Origin of the sequence: Faecalibacterium prausnitzii (assembly GCF_003324185.1) — a bacterium.
Lineage (GTDB): Bacteria > Bacillota > Clostridia > Oscillospirales > Ruminococcaceae > Faecalibacterium > Faecalibacterium prausnitzii.
Window position 1 is genome coordinate 35,841 of sequence record NZ_PXUP01000011.1, and the last position, 18,845, is coordinate 54,685.

Below are 18,845 nucleotides of genomic sequence, written 5' to 3' on the forward strand. Positions count from 1 at the left end.
GTCTGTATGAAGACCGATATCGAGATCGCGCAGGAAGCCAGAATGAAGCCCATCACCCAGATCGCAGCTCAGCTGGGTCTGGAGGAGGAAAGTGTGATCCCCTATGGCCGCTACAAGGCCAAGATCGACCACCGGCTGATCCACAACGCCAAAAAGCAGGGCAAGCTGATCCTTGTCACCGCCATCAGCCCCACCCCTGCCGGTGAGGGCAAAACTACTACCAGCGTAGGTCTGGCCGATGCCATGAACGCACTGGGCAAAAAGACCATGCTCTGCCTGCGCGAGCCCAGCCTTGGCCCCGTGTTCGGCGTAAAGGGCGGCGCTGCCGGCGGCGGCTACGCACAGGTGGTGCCCATGGAGGATATCAACCTGCACTTTACCGGTGACCTGCACGCCATTGGCACCGCCAACAACCTGCTGGCTGCCATGATCGACAACAGCATCCAGCAGGGCAACCCGCTGAATATCGACCCTCGCCGCATCACTTGGAAGCGCTGCATGGACATGAACGACCGGCAGCTGCGCTTCATCGTGGACGGTCTGGGCGGCAAGGTGAATGGCACCCCCCGCGAGGACGGCTTTGACATTACCGTGGCCAGCGAGGTCATGGCTATTTTCTGCCTTGCCACCAGCATCTCCGATTTGAAGGAGCGGCTGTCCCGCATCGTGTGCGCCTATACCTACGACGGCAAGCCGGTGACCGCCGGTGAGATCGGCGCAGCCGGTGCCATGACCGCCCTGCTGAAGGATGCACTGGACCCGAACCTTGTGCAGACATTGGAAAACAACCCCGCCATCATCCACGGCGGTCCCTTTGCCAACATTGCCCACGGCTGCAACAGCGTGCTGGCCACCAAGCTCAGCCTCTCGCTGGCAGACTACACCATCACCGAGGCCGGCTTCGGCGCCGATTTGGGTGCGGAGAAGTTCTTGGATATCAAGTGCCGCTACGCCGGCATTGCCCCCTCTGCCTGTGTGCTGGTGGCTACCGTGCGTGCCCTCAAGAGCCACGGCGGCGTAGCCAAGGCAGACCTGAACCAGCCCAACCTCGAGGCTGTCAAGGCCGGTGCTTCCAATCTGATCCGCCACATCGACAACCTGAAAAACGGCTTCGGTCTGCCGGTGGTAGTGGCTATCAATGCCTTCCCCACCGACACCGCCGAGGAGCAGGCTTATGTGGAGCAGATTTGCGCCGAGCAGGGCGTACCCTGCGTGCTGAGCGAGGTGTTCGCCAAGGGCGGCGAGGGCGGCAAGGCACTGGCTGAGAAGGTGCTGGAGATCCTGGAGGATCGTCCCATCCAGTACACCTACCCGCTGGAGATGCCCCTGAAGGACAAGATCAACGCCATTGCCACCAAGATCTACCGCGCCGACGGCGTGAATTACAGCGCCGCCGCCAGCAAGACGCTGGCCGAACTGACCGAGATGGGCTACGGCAACCTGCCCGTGTGCATCGCCAAGACCCAGTACAGCTTCAGCGACAACGCCAAGCTGACCGGTGCACCCACCGGCTTTACCATGGAGGTGCGCGAGGTGCGTCTGGCAGCCGGTGCAGGCTTCGTGGTGGTGATCTGCGGCAACATCATGACCATGCCCGGCCTGCCCAAAAAGCCCGCCGCCGTGAACATCGATGTGGACGCCGACGGCAAAATCACCGGCCTGTTCTGATAAAAAAGCCCGATAAAGCACAAAAGGCGCTGTCCTCGCGGACAGCGCCTTTTGTATTTTCACTCCATGGTGTGGCTGCAAAGGTAGTCCACCCATACAGCGTAGCCCTCCGGCTTGATATGGTAGCCGTCCGGCTGGGCGTAGCTTTCGATCAAGTCGCCGTTTTCGTCCGCCAGCACCTCCCACAGGTTGAGGAAATAGCAGTTCTTTTCCAGTGCAATGGCGGCAAGTTCGTTGTTGATATGGCACAGACGGTCGCGGTTCAGCCCTGCGTGGTTTGCCTGCGCGCTCACCTCCGGCCGCACCGGCGTGATGGACTGCACATAGATCTTTGCATCCGGCAGCGCCTGACTGATCATATCCAGCATCAGGCGGTAGTAGGTCAGAAAGCTGGTGTAGTCGGTGTCCTGCCCCAGCACATTGCTGCCCAGCAGCACATAGACGGCCTTGGGCTGCTGCGCGGTCAGCGCGTCCAGCGGGATCTCTGTCACGCCATCCACCCGCTTGCAGCTGGTGCCGTTGACAAAGGCGTTGGGGCCTACCCCCTTATAGGCACAGAACTGCGCCCCGGGCAGACCGGTATCGTAGATCTGCAAGCCCTGCGTCAGGCTGTCGCCCACAAAGCTGGCCTGCGCAAACCAGCTTTTTTCCACCGGGGCACTGGCCGGCAGCGCCGCCATGCGGAAGTCCAGCGCGGTCTCGGTGCTGTCCTCCAGTGTCTGCACCCGCAGCTGCCGGGCCAGCGGATAGCTGACCGTGTTCCATGTGTTGTCCGTGGTCACCTGCCGCAGAATGGTGTTCTGGCTCAGGGCTGTATCCACGCGCTCCCGGTGCAGCACCTTCCACAGGATGCCGATGGCGCTCAGCAGAGCCAGAAGCGCCAGCAGAGCAACGATGATAAACACCCTGCGCCAGCGCCGGTGCAGAATGCGCCGCCGGTATTCCTGATAATCTGCCATTGTCGTTCCCCCACTTCTGGCCCGGGATACGGGCTGTTCTATTTATAGTATAGCATAACCGCACTCAACAGCAAACCCCATTTGCCAAAAATGTGCTGTCGGTTTTGCACGGTACGGGGCTGTTTTGGTGCAAAACAGACAGTGCTCTGCCGCAAACGCTTGCATCCAATAGGCAGGATGTGCTATACTAAGATGAATCAAACGATAGGGAGGCTTTCACGATGGCATATACACCGAAATTGACTTATAAAGGCAAGCCCCTCGTCCGCAAGGACAACGAGCTGTATTACGGCAGCATGACCGACCCCTATGTGTTGTATCTGCAGATTTTGACCACCACCCCGGTGGGCGAGCAGCAGGTAGCCGACAAGGTACACCTGATGCTGCTTTCTACGGATATCACCAAGGCACCGCAGGAGCGCGTAGCGCGTCAGACCACCAAGCACGGCCTGTACAACGCGCTGGACATCGGCGGCATCTGGCTGCAGAAGGCCAACGAGACCCGCTGAACCAAATTAAAATGAACAATGCCGGACAGTCTGCGGACTGCCCGGCATTGCGTTTTTACAGGGACGATTTGGAATGGCCTTCGCGTGCGCTTTGGCCATATTCATAGGAATTTCTTTTTTAGATTGCAATTTTGGAAAATCTGCGGATTTTCCAAAATTGCCTTTTCACGGGCGATGAAGAAGCGTTTACTCCTCGGTCACCTCAAAGTCCAGCGGTTCGCCGCAGTTGGGGCACTTGGGTGCGCCGTCCAGCAGCTCATCCTCCTCAAATACGGCGGTCTTTCCGCAGGCGGGGCAGGTCACCTCGTACTGCACGGGGGCGTCCTTGGCTTCGTCCTCCTCGCCTTCCAGTGCGACCTCAAAGGTCACGCCGCAGTGGGCGCAGTTGGCTTCGCCTGCATCCAGATCATCCTCGCTGACGTAGACGGTCTCGCCGCAGGCGGGGCAGGCTACCTCGTAGAAGGGCTCGCTGGCGATGTCGTCATCTCCCGCATCCTCATCCTCGTCGGCTGCGTCGTCGTCCTCGTCCTCGGCATCCTCGTCCTCGTACAGGTCGGCCTCCAGATCCTCCAGCTCCTCGCTCAGATCGTTGATCTGGTCGTAGGCTTGGGTCAGATCCTCGTCCATGGCGGCAATGGCATCGGCCATCTCGCCCAGCAGTGCGGCCATGGCCTTGATGATCTTGCCCTCTTTGGTGCTCTCATCCACGCCCAGACCGTCCACCAGGCCCTGCAGGTAGGCTGCTTTCTTGTTCAGTTCCATCTGAAATGCCCTCCTAACTTATCATACAAAAACCGGGCAAACGGTTGCCCGCTGCCCGGTATGCGACAAATGATCAGACGCGCTCCATATACTCGCCGGTGCGGGTATCGATGCGGATGTGATCGCCCTCGTTGATGAACAGAGGCACACGGATCTCGGCACCGGTCTCAACGGTAGCGGGCTTCAGGGTGTTGGTAGCAGTGTTGCCCTTGACACCCGGCTCGGTCTGGGTGACTTCCAGCTCGATGAAGTTGGGGATCTCGACGCTGAACACCTTGCCCTTGTAGCTCAGCAGCTTGCACAGCTCGTTCTCCTTGCAGAACTTGAAGTTATCGGGCACGTCGGCTGCGTTGACGGGGATGTCATCGTAGGTCTCGTTGTCCATGAAGTGGTACAGATCGCCGTCCTCGTAGCTGTAGGTCACGTCCTTACGCTCGATGAAAGCCTGCGGGAACTTTGCGGTGGGGTTGTAGCTGGTCTCGACCACAGAACCGGTGATGACGTTCTTGGTCTTGGTACGGACAAAGGCAGCGCCCTTGCCGGGCTTGACGTGCTGGAACTCAACGACCTGAAGAACCTGGCCGTCCTGCTCAAAGGTCACGCCATTGCGAAACTCGCCTGCAGAAATCATAGGAATTCCTCCATAAATTTAATCTCAGATGCTTAACGCATATCTCTATTTATTTTACCCAATCTGCCCCTGTTTGGCAAGGGGTTTGGGCAAAAAAGACGATAAAAACACAAAATCTTTTACACATTCCGCGCTGCGCGGTACATTTGCTGCATTGTCTGCGCGTCCTCGGCCTGTGTGCCCGCGCTCTCGCAGATGACCACCGGGGTCAGCTGCCGCTCTGCCAGCAGCTCCATCAGGGGCTGGGGCTCCGGGCCGAACTGAGTATCGGCAAAGGTCCAGTGACGCTTTTCGCCGCCCGCCGAGTACTCGATGCGGGAAAAGTGCACATGGAACTGCCGGGCACGGTCATCGCCCAGCACCTCGGCCATGCGGTCCAGAATGGCGGCATAGTCCGCCTTGGTCCGGATGCCGCCCAGCGTGCGGGCGTTCAGGTGGCCGAAGTCAATGCAGGGAGTAATGCGGCTGTCCACGCCGCACAGCGTCAGCACCTCGTCCAGCGTGCCCAGCTGTCCTATCTTGCCCATGGTCTCCGGGCACAGGGTCATATCCCCAAAGCCCGCCTCGTCCAGCGCAGCCACAGCGCGGCGCATGGTATCCAGTGCCTTCTCCAGCGCAGCTTCCCGGCTCTGTTTGCCACAGCTGCCGGAGTGGAAGATGATGCGTCTGCCGCCCAGTGCCCGGCACACCGCCGCGCTTTGCAGCAGGTACTGGATGCTGTTCAGCCGCTTGTCCTCTTCCAGACTGGACATGCTGATATAATAAGGTGCATGGACGCTGAACAGGATGTCCCGCTCCGCAGCAAGGGCAGCCATGCGGGCGGCCTTATCCAGCCCCAGACGCACCCCGCGCCCGCACTGGTACTCAAAGGCGTTCAGTCCCATTTTGGCGGTGTACTCCGGCACGTCCAAGCTGCTTTTGTAGCCTTGGGCGGCAAAGCTGTCGCTGGTGCCTGCGGTGCCGAACCGGATGTTCCAAGCTTCACTCACAAGGTCTTACCTCCCCGGTCGTAGTACTTTTTCCAGTGCTTCTTTTCCCACTTGCGTTTCAGGATGACCTGGGCACCCAAGTCCGGCCCGCGGGGGATGACCATCAGCCCGGGGATGCCGTACAGCGCCGCCACCATGCGGTCGGCGTAAAGCTGGTCGCCCACCATGGCCATCTGGCGGTGTTTCACGCCCATGCGGTGCTGTGCTACCATCAGCGCAAAAGGCAGGGGCTTGGCGGCGCGGTACAGGTAGGCAAGACCCAGCTTTTCCGCAAAGGGGCGCACCCGCTTTTCCGCACCGTTGGAGACGATGGTCAGCTTTACCCCGGCCTTGCGCATGGCGGCAAGCCACGCGGCCACCTCCTCCGGCAGCTCCTGACTGCGGTCTGCGGTCAGGGTGTTGTCAATATCCAGCACAAGGGCCGTAATGCCCTTGGAAGCCAGCCATTCCGGTGTGATATGGGTAACGTCCTTAAAAACATATTCGGGGGTAATGAGCATAAATAGACCCTCTCAGTCTGCCCTGCGCAAAGCAGCTTTAAAATGAAAATAGGGGAACCTGTATAACAGGCTCCCCTACATCGGCGTTAGCAACGCGTTTAAAATCTAAAGCAACGTGCGATTCCAAGCAATCAATTACTTGAACTTGCGCTTGCGGGCTGCTTCGGACTTCTTCTTGCGCTTAACAGACGGCTTCTCGTAAGCCTCGCGCTTACGAACCTCTGCGAGCACACCGCTGCGAGCAGTGCTGCGCTTGAAGCGACGCAGTGCGCTTTCCAGCGACTCGCCCTCTTTAACACGAATTTCCGACATCTTATTCCCTCCCTTGGACCGTGAGGCAGGAATTTCGTTGTTACATGGTAACTAACAGTAGACAGTATAGCGCATTTTATCCGGTTCGTCAACCTTTTTTTGAAAGTTTTTGCTCAAAACTTTTGAAAGATTTTTGAACAGACGCTGCCGGGTGTTTCCTGCGCTAAATCCGCCTCTGCGGGTGATGATATGTTCACGCTTATTCAGCGGAGCAGCAGTTCTCAGCCCTTGGCAGCCAGATTGACCAGACGGCCCTTGACGTAGATCTCCTTGACCAGCTGCTTGCCTTCCAGCGCGGCAGCCACAGCGGGGTCTGCCTTGGCGGTGGCGATGGCGTCCTCGGCGGTGATGTCTGCGGGCACCTTCAGGCGTGCCTTCACCTTGCCGTTCACCTGCACGGCGATCTCCACAGCAGCCTCCACACACTTGGCTTCCTCGTAGGCAGGCCACGGATAGTAGGCCAGCTGCTCGTCGTGGCTGTGACCCAGCTTCTCCCACAGTTCCTCGGTCATGTGGGGAGCGAAGGGGTTCAGCAGCTGCACCAGCGTCTCAAACTCGGCCTTGGTTGCGCCGCCGTTGTCGTACATGGCGTTGACCAGCGTCATCAGCTGGGCAATGGCGGTGTTCATCTTCAGGCTCTCGATATCTGCGCTGACCTTCTTGATGGTCTGGTGCATCAGGGTCTCCATGGCGGGGCGGTAGCCCTCGCCCTCCACCAGCTTGTCGCTCAGTGCCCACACGCGGTCGAGGAAGCGGTTGCAGCCCGCAATGGCAGAGGTCTGCCACGGTGCAGCCTGCTCAAAGTCGCCCATGAACATCTCGTACAGACGCATGGTGTCGGCACCGTACTGGTCCACCACCTCGTCGGGGTTGATGACGTTGCCAAGGCTCTTGGACATCTTCACGATGGGATGGCGTGCCATCTCGCCGTACTTCTCTTCCAGTGCCTTCTCGGCGGCCTTCTGGCTGCCGTACTCCTTCAGCAGCTTCTCCTGCTCCTCAGCGGGCAGGTTGACAAAGCTGTGGGGGTTCAGGCCAAGGATCATGCCGTGGGCAGTACGCTTCTGGTAGGGCTCTGCCGTGGGCACCACGCCGATATCGTACAGGAACTTATGCCAGAAGCGGCTGTACAGCAGATGCAGGGTGGTGTGCTCCATGCCACCGTTGTACCAGTCCACCGGAGACCAGTATTCCAGTGCTTCCTTGGAGGCCAGAGCGTCCTTGCAGTGGGGGTCCATATAGCGCAGGAAGTACCAGGAAGAACCTGCCCACTGGGGCATGGTGTCGGTCTCGCGGGTAGCGGGGCCACCGCAGCAGGGACAGGTGGTCTTGACCCAGTCCTTATGGCGTGCCAGCGGGGACTCGCCGTCCGGGCCCGGCTCAAAGTCGGTGATGTCCGGCAGGGTCAGCGGCAGGCTGCTCTCGGGCAGGGGCTGCCAGCCGCACTTGTCGCAGTGCACCATGGGGATGGGCTCGCCCCAGTAACGCTGACGGCTGAACACCCAGTCGCGCAGCTTGTAGTTGACCTTATCACGGCCCTTGCCGGTTTCTTCCAGCCAAGTGATCATCTTCTTTTTGGCATCGACCACGGACAGGCCGTTCAGGAAGCCGGAGTTGACCAGCGTACCGGTAGCCACATCGGTAAAGGCAGCTTCGTCCAGATTGGACGGGGTGTTGCCCTTGACCACTTCGATGATGGGCAGGCCGAACTTCTTGGCGAACTCCCAGTCGCGGGTATCGTGAGCAGGCACGGCCATGATGGCGCCGGTGCCGTAGGTGGACAGAACGTAGTCGGAGATGAAGATGGGGATCTCGGTCTCGTTGACCGGGTTGATGCCCATCACGCCGTCCAGCTGTACGCCGGTCTTTTCCTTGTTCAGCTCGCTGCGCTCAAAGTCGCTCTTGCGGGCAGCTTCGGCCTGATAAGCCTTGACAGCCTCGGCATTCTTGATGATGCCCTTTTCCAGCCATGCCTTGAGCAGGGCATGCTCCGGGGAGATGACCATGTAGGTAGCGCCGAACAAGGTATCGCAGCGGGTGGTGTACACGGTCAGGGTGTCTCCTGCGGTGGTGCCGAAGTTCACTTCTGCGCCGTGGCTGCGGCCGATCCAGTTCTTCTGCTGGGTGGACACGCGCTCGATGTAATCCAAGCCATCCAGACCGTCGATCAGCTTATCGGCATAAGCGGTGATCTTGAGCATCCACTGGCTCTTGACGCGGTGCACCACCTCGCTGCCGCAGCGCTCGCACACACCGTTGACAACTTCCTCGTTGGCCAACACGCACTTGCAGCCGGTGCACCAGTTGACGTTCATTTCCTTCTTGTAGGCCAGACCGTGCTTGTACAGCTGCAGGAAGATCCACTGGGTCCACTTGTAGTACTCGGGGTCGGTGGTGTTGATCTCACGATCCCAGTCAAAGGAGAAGCCCAGCGCCTTGAGCTGGCTGCGGAAATGATCCACGTTGCTCTTGGTGACGATGGCCGGGTGGATGTGGTTCTTCATGGCGAAGTTCTCGGTGGGCAGACCGAAGGCATCCCAGCCCATGGGGTACAGCACGTTGTAGCCGTTTTTACGGCGCTTGCGGCTTACCACGTCCAGCGCGGTGTAGCTGCGGGGATGGCCGACGTGCAGGCCTGCACCCGAGGGATACGGGAACTCCACAAGGGCATAGAACTTGGGCTTTTTGTGGTCGATCTCGACGTGGAAGGTCTTTTCGTCCTCCCACACCTTCTGCCACTTGGCTTCAACAGCCTTGTAATCATACTTCATGTTTGTAATCAGCTCCAGACTTTAACCAAAATACCGTTGCTTGGGGGCGTGTATGCTTTTAAGGTACTTCCGGTACAAACCCTCTCAGTCAGGGCATTCGCCCTGCCAACTCCCCCAAGGGGGCGTTTTTGCCAACTTTCCCTATTGCGCCGCAATAACAAAGAGGACTTTTACCGGAAGTAGACCTGTTTGCCTTAATTATTCAATGCTGCTATCCGGGGTCAGGTACTCCGAGATGTCCACCGGCTCGCCGTCTGCCCACAGGTGCTCCAGATCATAGTAAGCGCGGCTGTTGGGCACAAAGACGTGCACGATGACGTTGGAGTAATCCAGCAGCACCCAGTTCTTGGTGTCGTGACCCTCAACGCTGTAGGGTTCCAGACCCTTCTGCGAAAGCTCGTACTCCACCTCGTCGGCCAGAGAGGCCACCTGCGTGGTGGAGGTACCGGAGGCGATGACGAAGTAATCGGTCAGGACGGTCAGGCTTTCCACCTTGAGCACCCGCACATCCTGCGCCTTCTTCTTGTCCAAAATCTTGGCGATCTCAATGGCAAGCGCCTTGCTGTCGTTGAAATTATCCATGTGTTTCTCCCTTCTGTCGGAACACGCCCGCACCCGGTGTGCAGAGCATTGTTTTTGTTGTTACTGTCCGGTGCCCGCTGCCTGACCATCGGTGGTCACAGCGCCGGAAAGGTCGGTATCGCCGCTGAGGATGGCGTCGTCGGATTCCTTATCGATGCGTCCCATATACTGCACGTTGGCATCGGTGGATGCGCTGCCGTGGGGCCACTGGTCGGTGACCATGTGCAGCTCGCTTACCTCCACCGGGCCGGTGTAGGTGCAGAAATACTGATTGAGCAGGTTTGCGATGGAGCCGGCATCCGGCACCACGCAGGAGTAGCCGGCAAAGGAGTCGGTCTTGCCCACGTTGGGCACGCCCATGAACACCGGCGTCTGCGCCAGAATGATGTTGGAGCTGTCGATCTTGAGGAAGGACGCCAGCAGCTTTGCGATGGTGGTGATATCCATATCCGTGTGGATATAGTCCTTGAAGATCAGCGGCAGCTGGTTCAGGATATCGGTAATGCCCATGGCGCGGGCGCGCTTGAACAGGCCTGCGTAGAAGTAACGCTGCATATTCAAGCGGTCGATATCGGAGTTTGCGTAGCCGTCGCCGTGGCGGCAGCGCACAAAGAACTCCGCCGAGGCACCGTCCAGATTGCGGTAGCCCTTCAGCAGCTTACTGCCGCCGTAGGACATATCCCGGGGGATATACACCTCAATGCCGCCGAAGTTATCCACCATTTCCACCAGCGCCTGCATATCAATGGTGACATAGTAGTCGATGGGCAGGTGGTACTGGTCGTAGATGACATCTGCCAGCGCGGCAATGCTGCCACCGTTGGAAAGCGCCACCGAGTTGATCTGGTAGTTGGAAACGGCATAGGTCTTGCCGTTGGAGAGGGTAAGCTTGCGGTTCTGGGTAGTCACCAGCGTGTTGCGGGGGATCTGCAGCATCCGCAGCGCACCGCCCTTGATATCGAACTGGCAGTACAGGATCATATCCGTCATGCCGTCGTTGGAGCTGGCGTCGCTGTAAGAGCGTCCCTCTTCAAAGTCGATGCCGCAGACCAGAATGTTGACCACATCGCCCTTGTACTCCTCGGCGGTCTGGATCTCCTGTACGATGGAGGGGGCACTTTCCGCCGGGCGGATACTGTCCTCCACCTTGTTCACAAGGCTCACACCGTACACCACCACACCGGAGATCACGGCGATCACCCCCATCACAATGGCAAAGGGCAGCCACAGCGGGGTCTTTTTCTTCTTTTTGCGGCGGCGCGGTGCGTCATTCCCGCCCATGTCGGGCTGTGCCGGGCGGCGGGGCGGCGGGGCGTGCTGTGCCCCGGCGGTGCTGCGGGTGTTCTGCTCCGGGGCAGCCTGCGGGGCGCGCGCCGCCTGACCCGGGCGGCTGAGTGAGCGGTCTGTATTGATATGGCGTGGCGTTTGGCTCATGCTTTTTGTATCCTCCAGCTTTTCACTGCTCTGCAGAGTTTTTCACCTGCAGACCTGTCATATCCTTCAGTATAGCATGGTACGGCAAAATCTGCAATTGTTTTATCCGGGGATGTCCGGAACCATTTTTAATCGGCGTCCGGCTCTTCACCCTTCATTCTGCCCGCTGTGCGCTAAGATATCCTCGTAGGCGGCCTTGCTTTCGGGGTCTAAGGGCTTGCCCTCGGACAGCACAAAACCGTTCGTCTGCCGGAGCGCTGCCAACATGGCTACGTCCAAGTCCTTCATTTCCAGCTTGCGCAGCTTTTCTACCCCGGGCCAGTCCCGCTCGGCACTGGTCATATCGGCCAAATACAGGATCTTGTCCAGCTGGGTCATGCCCGCCTTGCCTGCGGTATGGCAGGCGATAGCGCTGAGCACGGCTTCGTCCGTAACACCCCACTCGGTACGCGCCAGAATGGCGGCGCAGATGCCGTGCCACACCGGCGTGGGGCGTGCTTCGCCGCCCTGCGCGTATTCCGGGTGCGCCTGCATGATGGCGCGCATCTCGTCTTTGGGCAGTTCCTTGGCGGCATCGTGCAAAAGCGCAGCCAGTGCGGCCTGCTCCGGGTCGGTGCCATAGTGCTTGGCCAGCTTGACGGCCATTTTTTTCACGTTGATGGTATGCTCGTAGCGCTTATCGCTCAAGCGGCTGCGCACAAGCTCCTTTGCCTGTTTCAGCTCCATTTATCTGCTACTTCCTTCTGTGTTCCGATATAGTCCCTCTCGCCGGATGACGCTGCGCACTTCCTCCGGCAGTTCGGTTTTGCACTCTTCTCCGGCGGCAAGCCGGGCCCGCAGCTGGCTGCTTGCCATAGGCAGCGCCTGCACGGGGGCAAACAGGATGCGTCCGCCCGACGGGTCCAGCAGCTTTGCCTTTGCGTGCAGCGCCGGGGCATCGCCGATATCCCGGCTGGTGACCACTACCCGCGCAAGGCGCAGGATATCCTGCCAGCGGTGCCAGCCCTCAAAGCTGAGCAGCATATCGCTGCCAATGGCCAAGTACAGTATAGCGCCGGGGTTTTCCCGCGCCAGCATTTCCAGCGTGAGCACGGTATAATTGCGGCTGCCCGCTGCGGCCTGCGCCACCTCCCAGCCGCTTACTTCCAGCGGCGGCATCCCGGGCTCCTGCGCCAGCGCCGCAAAGCACCGGCACATTTCCAGCCGCAGCGCACCGGAGGCGTTCGTCCCCTCCTTAAAAGGGGAGGTTCCTGCCGGCATCACCACGATCTTATCCGGGTGCACACGCTCTGCCGCTGCACGCAGATTATTCAGGTGGCCGTTATGGGGCGGGTCGAAGCTGCCGCCATAGAGAAGGATCTTCATCTTACTTCAGCAGGGCAGCGTAGGCGCTGTCCTTTTTCTTCTGCAGATACAGCACGAACTTGGAGCCGATGACCTGCACGCAGTCTGCGCCGGTGGCCTCGGCCAGCTTGGTAGCGGCCTCGCGGGCGTTGTACATGCTGTTTTCCAGCACTTTGAGCTTAATGAGCTCCCGGGCATCCAGACAGTCCTTGACGCCTTGGATCAGGGTCTCGTCGATCTCGCCCTTACCCACGATGTAAACGGGGTCCATGGTATTTGCCTTGCCGCGCAGAATGGCGCGCTGTTTGCTAGTCAGCATAGTTTTTCTCCTTTATTTTCAATAGAACTTATTTTTTGTCTGTGAAATGAAACTGACGCAGTCAGTTTCATTTCACTCCCCCAGAAAGCTGGGCAGCTGGTTTTCCAGCGCTGCCAGCGCGTTGCCGCGGTGGCTGATGGCGTCCTTTTCGTCCGGGGTCAGCTGGGCGTAGCTGCGTTTCTCGGTGTTGGGGCGCTTGTCCGTTTTGCCCACGCCGCAGTCGGCGGGGATGAACAGCGGGTCGTAGCCAAAACCGTAGTCGCCGCACAGCCGCGTAAAGGCGATGCTGCCCGGGCACTCGCCCATGCAGGTCAGGTGCCGACCGTCCGGCAGGATGAAGCACACCGCCGAGACGAACTTTGCCCCCCGCTGCCCGGCAGGCACCGCCTGCATGGCAGCCAGAAGCTTATCGTTGTTGGCTTCATCGTCGCCGTGGTGGCCGCAGTAGCGGGCGCTGTACACGCCGGGTGCGCCGTCCAGCGCGTCCACACACAGGCCGGAGTCATCGGCGATGGTAGGCAGGCCGCTGGCCTTGCAGATGGTCTCGGCCTTGATGAGGGCGTTTTCCGCAAAGGTGGTGCCGGTCTCCTCCGGCTCGATGGTGATGCCCAGCTCCTTCTGGCTGACCACCTCATGTCCCTGCGCTTCCAGAATGCGGCGCAGCTCGCGAAGCTTTCCGGCGTTGCCGGTGGCTGCACAAATTTTCATCTTGATACTCCTTCCGCTTTCAAAGCTCCCCCTGAGAGGAAAGACTCTCCCCGGCCGGGGAGAGATGGCGCGTCCAGCGCCAGAGAGGGGAATCTCCGTTTCCGCGCCGCTGTAAGCAGACGGAACGGTGAGAGGGTTTTGTTTTAATGCTTCCATTCACGGGGGAGCAGCTCTTCCACAAAGCCCTCCGGGGTGAAGGGCAGCAGGTCGTCGATGCCCTCGCCCACGCCGATAAAGCGTACCGGCAGGCCCAGACGCTGCTTGACCGCCACAACGCAGCCGCCCTTGGCGGTGCCGTCCAGCTTGGTCAGGATGATGCCGGTGGCATCGGCAGCCTTGCAGAACTCCTTGGCCTGACTGATGGCGTTCTGCCCGGTGATGGCATCCAGCACCAGCAGGGTCTCAAGGCTGGCTTCCGGGCTTGCCTTTTTGACGCTGCGGCTGATCTTGGAAAGTTCTGCCATCAGGTTTGATTTGTTGTGCAGACGGCCTGCGGTGTCCGCAATGACCATATCATAGCCGCGTGCGGTGGCAGACTTGACCGTATCAAAGATGACGGCAGCGGGGTCTGCACCTTCGCCTGCGCTGACGATGGGCACACCGGCGCGGCTTGCCCAGATCTCCAGCTGCTCGCTGGCAGCAGCGCGGAAGGTGTCACCGGCGGCCAGCATGACCCGCTTGCCCTGCCGGGTGTAATAATCGGCCAGCTTGGCAATGCTGGTGGTCTTGCCCACGCCGTTGACGCCGATGACCAGAATGACGGCGGGCTTGCCGTCCAGCGCCATCTCGGCCTCCGGGGTCATCTCCTCGGCAATGATGTCGCGCAGGGCATCTGCGGCCTGCTCACCGGTTTTCAGCCCCTTGTCGCGCACACGATTGCGGAGTTTGTCCACCAGATGCACCGCCACCTCACCGCCTACGTCGGCAAGGATCAGCTGCTCCTCCAGATCATCGTACATTTCATCGTCGATGACGCTGCCGGTCAGGGTGTTCATAATGCTGCCCCAGAAGCCGGTGCGGGTCTTTTCCAGACCCGTTTTCATCTTGTCTTTTTCTTTTTTTCCAAATCCGAAGAACGCCATAGTGGTCCTCCTATCTATTTTCTGTTTATTTTATATCAGGAAACCAGCGTTGCGTCAACCTGTTCCAGATCCAGCTTGAGCAGCTTGGACACGCCGTCCTCCTGCATGGTAACGCCATACAGCACGTTGGCGGCCTCCATGGTGCCGCGGCGGTGGGTGATGACGATGAACTGGGTCTTATCGCTGATACGGCGCAGATACTGGGCAAACCGCACCACGTTGGCATCGTCCAAGGCGGCTTCGATCTCGTCCAGAATGCAGAAGGGCGCAGGGTTCACCGCCAGAATGGCAAAGTAGATGCTGATAGCCACCAGCGCCTGCTCGCCGCCGGAAAGGGCTTCCAGATTCTTGATGACCTTGCCCGGCGGTGCCACCCGGATGCCGATGCCGCAGGCCAGCACATCGCTTTCGTCCTCCAGCACAAGGCTGGCTTCGCCGCCGCCGAACAGCTCGGTGAATACGCGGCTGAAGTTTTCGTTGATGGCACGGAAGCTGTCGGTGAAGATCTCCCGCATCTGGGCGGAAAGCTTTGCGATCATGCGGCTCAGCTCGTTGCGGCTCTCCTCCACGTCGGTCACCTGACGGGACAGATCATCGTAGCGGGCTTTGACTTCCTTGTACTCCTCGATGGCGCTTACGTTCACGCTGCCAAGGGCGCGGATCTTGCCGCGCAGGTCGGCCACCTGTGCCCGCAGCGCGGTCAGGCTGTCGAACTCCACGCACAGCTCCTCGGCCTGACTGACTGAGAGCTGGTACTCGTCCCACAGCTTTGCTACGGTCTGATCGTACTCGGTCTCTGCAGCGGCCTTGCGCTCGGCGAGACGCGCCATCTCCCGGCCCATCTCCTCGCGGCTGTCGGAGGCGGTGCGGGCTTTTGCCAGCGCTTCCGTTTCCTTCTGCTGGCAGGCAAGCCGCTTTTCGGTGGCTTCGCGGATGGCCTGCTCCTTTTGGGTGATAGTGGTCTGGCTGTCGGTCTTGGCCTTGCGGATAGCTGCGATCTCGGTGCGGCAGGCTTCGCTGCGGGCGGCAAGGGCGGCAAGGCTTTCTTCCAGCGCGGTGCGGCGGGCAGCGGCGTCCTTGGCACGCTGTTCCAACGCGGCGATCTGGCTGTAAGCCAGCTCTGCATCCTTGCGGCGGGTCACCTGTTCCAGCCGCTTGGCGCTGAGCGCCTGTGCCAGCTGGTTCTGCTGGGTCAGAAAGCTGTCGCTGCCCTCTGCAATGCGGCTCAGCTCGGCGGTCAGCTGCTCGATCTGCGCCGTCAGTTCTGCCTGCTGCAAGGCAGCGGCATCGGCCTTGGCGCGGCTGTCGTTCAAAGCAGCCTGCAAGGCGTCCATCTGCTGCTGTGCGTTCTGCACGGCAGTTTCCAGCTGGGCAGCGGCGGCTTCCAGCCGCTTCTGCTCCGCCTCTGCACGCACCCGGTCGTTGGCGGCAGTGATCTGCTCGCTGGCGGTGGCGGTCAGCTCTGCCTGCAAAGCATCTGCCTGCTCTTTGCACTGGTCGGTCTTTTCCTGTGCGGCAAGGCAGTCCTTTTGCAGCTTGGCCGCCTTCAGGCGCAGTTCTTCCATTTCCTGCTTGCGGGTGAACAGACCGGCGCTGCGCTGCACGCTGCCGCCGGTAAAGCTGCCGCCTGCATTGATCACCTGTCCGTCCATGGTAACCACCTTGTTGTGGTAGCCGTTGTCCCGCGCCACGCGGGAGGCTTCGTTGATATCCTCCACCACGATGATGCGCCCCAGCAGGTTCGAGACGATATTCTCGTACCGGGGGTCGGCCTGCACCAGCGCAGAGGCCAGCCGTGCCGTGCCGGACAGCCGCCCCCGGAACACGCCGGGCTGCACGGTATCCAGCGGCAGAAAGGTGGCACGGCCTGCATGGTCATTGCGCAGCAGGGCGATAGCGGCTTTCGCGGCGGCTTCGTTCTCCACCACGATGTTCTGCAATGCACCGCCCAGTGCGGTCTCGATGGCAACCTCGCACCCGGGCTCCACCTTCAGGATGGTGGATACCGGCCCCAGAACGCCCCGCAGACGGCGGGCTCCGGCGGCGCGCATGACCGCACGCACCGAGTTCTGGTAGCCGTCCATGTTCTTTTCCAGCTCCCGCAGCACCGAAAGGCGCTGCCGGGCGGCATCCAGTTCCCTGCCCAGCCGCTGCTCGGCGGTATCGGCTTCGTCCAGCGCGGCCTTGCGGCTGCGCAGCTTGAGTTCCAGACCGGAGCGGATATTGCCCAGCTGCTTTTCGTTTTCTTTCAGCGTCTGGCGGTACTTTACGGTATCGGCCAGATCCTGCTTGGTTTCTTCCAGCTGTGCGGCGGCATCCCGGGTGCTCTGCTCCAGCGCGGGCAGACGCTGCCGGGCGGTGTCTCCGGCGGCTTCGGCGGCAGCCTGTGCCACCTGTGCCTCGGTACGCTTTGCGGTGCGGTCGGCAAGCTCTGCCCGCAGGCTGTCCTTGCGGGCACCGCTGGCGGTGCTGGCATCTGCCAGCCGGGCAAGTTCGGCGTTCAGCGCCTCGATCTCTGCCGCAAGCTTTTCGCCTGCCGCCTCCATGGTCTTTGCCACAGCGCGGTGGCGCTGCAAGGCGGCATCCGCTTCGGCGGTATCCTGCTGCCCGGCGGCGATCTCCTGTTGTAAGGAAGCTGCGCTCTCGTCATTGCGCAGAATGTCGTTTTCCAGCACAGCGATGCGGCTTTCGGAGCCGCTGATCTGCTGGGTGATGCTGCGGATATCCCCATTCAGGCGCTCGACAGCAACCGTCAGCTGCTGTGCCTGCATACGGATCTCCTCAGCCTCCTGCTCGGCGGCTTTGGTTTCCCGGTCGAAACGCTCGTAGTCGGTCTGGGCGGTCTCGTAGTCCCGCACCTGCTGGCGCACAGCTTCCCGGGCGCGGTGCACCCCATCGGTCCACAGGGTCACTTCCAGCGTTTTGCGCTGGGCGCTCAGTTCCAGAAACTTCTGTGCCTTGGCGCTTTCTTTTTCCAGCGGGCCCACCCGGCTTTCCAGCTCGCCAAGGATATCCCGCAGGCGCTCCAAGTTCTCGCCCGCTGCGGCCAGACGGCGCTCGGCTTCGGTCTTGCGGTAGCGGTACTTGGCAATGCCGCAGGCTTCTTCAAAGATCTCGCGGCGCTCGCTGCTTTTGGCTGCCACGATCTCCGCAATGCGTCCCTGCCCGATGACCGAATAGCCGTCCCGTCCGATGCCGGTATCCAGCAGCAGCTCGTACACGTCCCGCAGACGGCATACCTGCCCGTTGATGGTGTACTCGCTGTCGCCGGAGCGGTAGTATTTGCGGCCGATGGTCACCTCGTCCGCGTCCACATCCAGCGTGTGGGCGGTGTTGTCCAGCGTCAGCCGCACCTGCGCAAAGCCCATAGGGCTGCGCTTGCGGGTGCCGCCGAAGATGACGTCCTCCATTTTGCCGGCGGCACGCAGCTGGCGGGAACTGGTCTCGCCCAGCACCCAGCGCACTGCGTCCGAAAGGTTGGACTTGCCGGAGCCGTTGGGGCCCACCACGCCGGTGACGCCGGTATCAAAGTTGATCTTTACCTTATCGGGAAAACTTTTAAAGCCCTGGATCTCCAGTTCCTTGAATACCATTTACTTTTCCTTTATCACGCCCAGCAGCTTGAGTGCTTCCTTGGCGGCGCACTGCTCGGCGGCCTTTTTGCTGCGTCCCTCGCCCCGCGCCACGCGGTCGGAGTTAAAGCGCACTGCCACCACGAAATGCTTGTCGTGATCCGGGCCGGACTCGCTTTCCACCACATAACTCAGGCGCTCTTCCGGGTTCTGCTGCACGATCTCCTGCAGGCGGGTCTTGTAGTCCGCCTCGGCGTGCTTGCCCTCGGTGATGAAGGGCAGGATGAACTTGCGCGCCACCTCCATGCCGCCGTCCAGATACAACGCGGCAATAACAGCCTCGAAGGCGTCCGACACCACACTGGGACGGGTGCGGCCGCCGCAGCGCTCCTCGCCGCGGCCAAGGCGCAGATACTCGCCAAGGTCGATCTCCTGCGCAAACTGGAACAGTGCACTCTCGCTGACAAGGCTGGCGCGGATGCGGGTCAGGTCGCCCTCCGGGCGGTCGGCGTAGGCGTGGAACAGGTAGTCTGCGGATACGATCTGCAAAACGCTGTCGCCCAGAAACTCCAGCCGCTCGTTGTGCTTGACCGGGGTGCGGCTCTCGTTGGCATAGCTGGTGTGGGTAAGCGCGATTTCCAGCAGTTCCGGGTTTTTGAATTTGTAACCGATGATAGTTTCCAACTGATGGCTCATGGTCGTT

18 protein-coding genes are annotated in these 18,845 nt (G+C 60.5%); 2 read left to right on the plus strand and 16 right to left on the minus strand.

What is annotated here, in order from left to right; translation table 11 throughout:
* Positions 1–6 precede the first annotated feature (6 nt).
* Complete coding sequence (locus C7J97_RS08800; protein ID WP_181823395.1) at positions 7–1,668, plus strand: formate--tetrahydrofolate ligase; 1,662 nt, start codon at positions 7–9, stop codon at positions 1,666–1,668.
* 59 nt (positions 1,669–1,727) lie between these two features.
* Here C7J97_RS08800 and C7J97_RS08805 read toward each other — a convergent pair whose 3' ends face one another.
* Entirely contained in the window at positions 1,728–2,627 is a 900-nt protein-coding gene (locus C7J97_RS08805; RefSeq protein WP_113992756.1) for a GDSL-type esterase/lipase family protein, read from the minus strand.
* Between the two features lie 221 nt (positions 2,628–2,848).
* Between C7J97_RS08805 and C7J97_RS08810 the strand changes: the two genes are divergently transcribed.
* On the plus strand, positions 2,849–3,136 hold the full coding sequence (locus C7J97_RS08810) for a hypothetical protein (protein WP_113992757.1): 288 nt from the start codon (positions 2,849–2,851) through the stop codon (positions 3,134–3,136).
* Positions 3,137–3,322: 186 nt separating this feature from the next.
* On the opposite strand, the gene C7J97_RS08815 is transcribed toward C7J97_RS08810, so the two are convergent.
* The 15 genes from C7J97_RS08815 to rnc form a co-directional block, all read right to left on the minus strand.
* Positions 3,323–3,898: a CD1247 N-terminal domain-containing protein gene (locus C7J97_RS08815; protein ID WP_112121655.1), complete on the minus strand. Its 576-nt coding sequence runs from the start codon at positions 3,896–3,898 to the stop codon at positions 3,323–3,325.
* A gap of 73 nt (positions 3,899–3,971) precedes the next feature.
* The gene (efp, locus tag C7J97_RS08820) at positions 3,972–4,529 is read right to left on the minus strand and encodes an elongation factor P (RefSeq protein WP_005928281.1); all 558 of its coding nucleotides are present in this window, start codon (positions 4,527–4,529) and stop codon (positions 3,972–3,974) included.
* A gap of 119 nt (positions 4,530–4,648) precedes the next feature.
* Positions 4,649–5,518, minus strand: coding sequence for a TIM barrel protein (locus C7J97_RS08825; RefSeq protein ID WP_113992758.1), 870 nt, complete (start codon positions 5,516–5,518; stop codon positions 4,649–4,651).
* Complete coding sequence (locus C7J97_RS08830; protein WP_113992759.1) at positions 5,515–6,018, minus strand: YqeG family HAD IIIA-type phosphatase; 504 nt, start codon at positions 6,016–6,018, stop codon at positions 5,515–5,517. Before C7J97_RS08830 ends, C7J97_RS08825 begins: the two co-directional genes overlap by 4 nt.
* Before the next feature lie 135 nt (positions 6,019–6,153).
* Positions 6,154–6,330: a 30S ribosomal protein S21 gene (rpsU, locus tag C7J97_RS08835; protein ID WP_005928271.1), complete on the minus strand. Its 177-nt coding sequence runs from the start codon at positions 6,328–6,330 to the stop codon at positions 6,154–6,156.
* Positions 6,331–6,551: 221 nt separating this feature from the next.
* Complete coding sequence (leuS, locus tag C7J97_RS08840; RefSeq protein WP_015536739.1) at positions 6,552–9,101, minus strand: leucine--tRNA ligase; 2,550 nt, start codon at positions 9,099–9,101, stop codon at positions 6,552–6,554.
* Positions 9,102–9,299: 198 nt separating this feature from the next.
* Positions 9,300–9,683, minus strand: coding sequence for a ribosome silencing factor (gene rsfS / locus C7J97_RS08845; RefSeq protein ID WP_005928262.1), 384 nt, complete (start codon positions 9,681–9,683; stop codon positions 9,300–9,302).
* Between the two features lie 60 nt (positions 9,684–9,743).
* Positions 9,744–11,117, minus strand: a complete 1,374-nt coding sequence (locus C7J97_RS08850) for an LCP family protein (RefSeq protein WP_242983480.1) — start codon at positions 11,115–11,117, stop codon at positions 9,744–9,746.
* Positions 11,118–11,264: 147 nt separating this feature from the next.
* The gene (gene yqeK, locus C7J97_RS08855) at positions 11,265–11,843 is read right to left on the minus strand and encodes a bis(5'-nucleosyl)-tetraphosphatase (symmetrical) YqeK (RefSeq protein WP_113992760.1); all 579 of its coding nucleotides are present in this window, start codon (positions 11,841–11,843) and stop codon (positions 11,265–11,267) included.
* Entirely contained in the window at positions 11,844–12,482 is a 639-nt protein-coding gene (gene nadD, locus C7J97_RS08860; RefSeq protein WP_113992761.1) for a nicotinate (nicotinamide) nucleotide adenylyltransferase, read from the minus strand. It abuts the gene before it with no gap.
* A gap of 1 nt (position 12,483) precedes the next feature.
* Positions 12,484–12,780, minus strand: a complete 297-nt coding sequence (locus C7J97_RS08865; protein WP_097778714.1) for a YhbY family RNA-binding protein — start codon at positions 12,778–12,780, stop codon at positions 12,484–12,486.
* Between the two features lie 72 nt (positions 12,781–12,852).
* Positions 12,853–13,488 carry an RdgB/HAM1 family non-canonical purine NTP pyrophosphatase gene (gene rdgB, locus C7J97_RS08870; RefSeq protein WP_097782367.1) on the minus strand — a complete coding sequence of 212 codons (636 nt, stop codon included), beginning with the start codon at positions 13,486–13,488 and terminating at the stop codon, positions 12,853–12,855.
* 143 nt (positions 13,489–13,631) lie between these two features.
* A complete protein-coding gene (gene ftsY / locus C7J97_RS08875; protein WP_113992762.1) occupies positions 13,632–14,570 on the minus strand; it encodes a signal recognition particle-docking protein FtsY in 939 nt (312 codons plus the stop codon).
* A 35-nt stretch (positions 14,571–14,605) separates the two neighbouring features.
* Positions 14,606–18,163, minus strand: coding sequence for a chromosome segregation protein SMC (gene smc, locus C7J97_RS08880; protein ID WP_113992763.1), 3,558 nt, complete (start codon positions 18,161–18,163; stop codon positions 14,606–14,608).
* Positions 18,164–18,838, minus strand: coding sequence for a ribonuclease III (rnc, locus tag C7J97_RS08885; RefSeq protein ID WP_005928239.1), 675 nt, complete (start codon positions 18,836–18,838; stop codon positions 18,164–18,166).
* Positions 18,839–18,845 lie beyond the last annotated feature (7 nt).

What these genes read in the sequence shown, in the direction of transcription:
- C7J97_RS08800 (WP_181823395.1), top strand. Translation starts at nt 7, where the DNA reads ATGAAGACCGATATCGAGATCGCGCAGGAAGCCAGAATGAAGCCCATC.
- C7J97_RS08805 (WP_113992756.1), bottom strand. Translation starts at nt 2,627, where the DNA reads ATGGCAGATTATCAGGAATACCGGCGGCGCATTCTGCACCGGCGCTGG.
- C7J97_RS08810 (WP_113992757.1), top strand. Translation starts at nt 2,849, where the DNA reads ATGGCATATACACCGAAATTGACTTATAAAGGCAAGCCCCTCGTCCGC.
- C7J97_RS08815 (WP_112121655.1), bottom strand. Translation starts at nt 3,898, where the DNA reads ATGGAACTGAACAAGAAAGCAGCCTACCTGCAGGGCCTGGTGGACGGT.
- efp (WP_005928281.1), bottom strand. Translation starts at nt 4,529, where the DNA reads ATGATTTCTGCAGGCGAGTTTCGCAATGGCGTGACCTTTGAGCAGGAC.
- C7J97_RS08830 (WP_113992759.1), bottom strand. Translation starts at nt 6,018, where the DNA reads ATGCTCATTACCCCCGAATATGTTTTTAAGGACGTTACCCATATCACA.
- rpsU (WP_005928271.1), bottom strand. Translation starts at nt 6,330, where the DNA reads ATGTCGGAAATTCGTGTTAAAGAGGGCGAGTCGCTGGAAAGCGCACTG.
- leuS (WP_015536739.1), bottom strand. Translation starts at nt 9,101, where the DNA reads ATGAAGTATGATTACAAGGCTGTTGAAGCCAAGTGGCAGAAGGTGTGG.
- rsfS (WP_005928262.1), bottom strand. Translation starts at nt 9,683, where the DNA reads ATGGATAATTTCAACGACAGCAAGGCGCTTGCCATTGAGATCGCCAAG.
- C7J97_RS08850 (WP_242983480.1), bottom strand. Translation starts at nt 11,117, where the DNA reads ATGAGCCAAACGCCACGCCATATCAATACAGACCGCTCACTCAGCCGC.
- yqeK (WP_113992760.1), bottom strand. Translation starts at nt 11,843, where the DNA reads ATGGAGCTGAAACAGGCAAAGGAGCTTGTGCGCAGCCGCTTGAGCGAT.
- nadD (WP_113992761.1), bottom strand. Translation starts at nt 12,482, where the DNA reads ATGAAGATCCTTCTCTATGGCGGCAGCTTCGACCCGCCCCATAACGGC.
- C7J97_RS08865 (WP_097778714.1), bottom strand. Translation starts at nt 12,780, where the DNA reads ATGCTGACTAGCAAACAGCGCGCCATTCTGCGCGGCAAGGCAAATACC.
- rdgB (WP_097782367.1), bottom strand. Translation starts at nt 13,488, where the DNA reads ATGAAAATTTGTGCAGCCACCGGCAACGCCGGAAAGCTTCGCGAGCTG.
- ftsY (WP_113992762.1), bottom strand. Translation starts at nt 14,570, where the DNA reads ATGGCGTTCTTCGGATTTGGAAAAAAAGAAAAAGACAAGATGAAAACG.
- smc (WP_113992763.1), bottom strand. Translation starts at nt 18,163, where the DNA reads ATGGTATTCAAGGAACTGGAGATCCAGGGCTTTAAAAGTTTTCCCGAT.
- rnc (WP_005928239.1), bottom strand. Translation starts at nt 18,838, where the DNA reads ATGAGCCATCAGTTGGAAACTATCATCGGTTACAAATTCAAAAACCCG.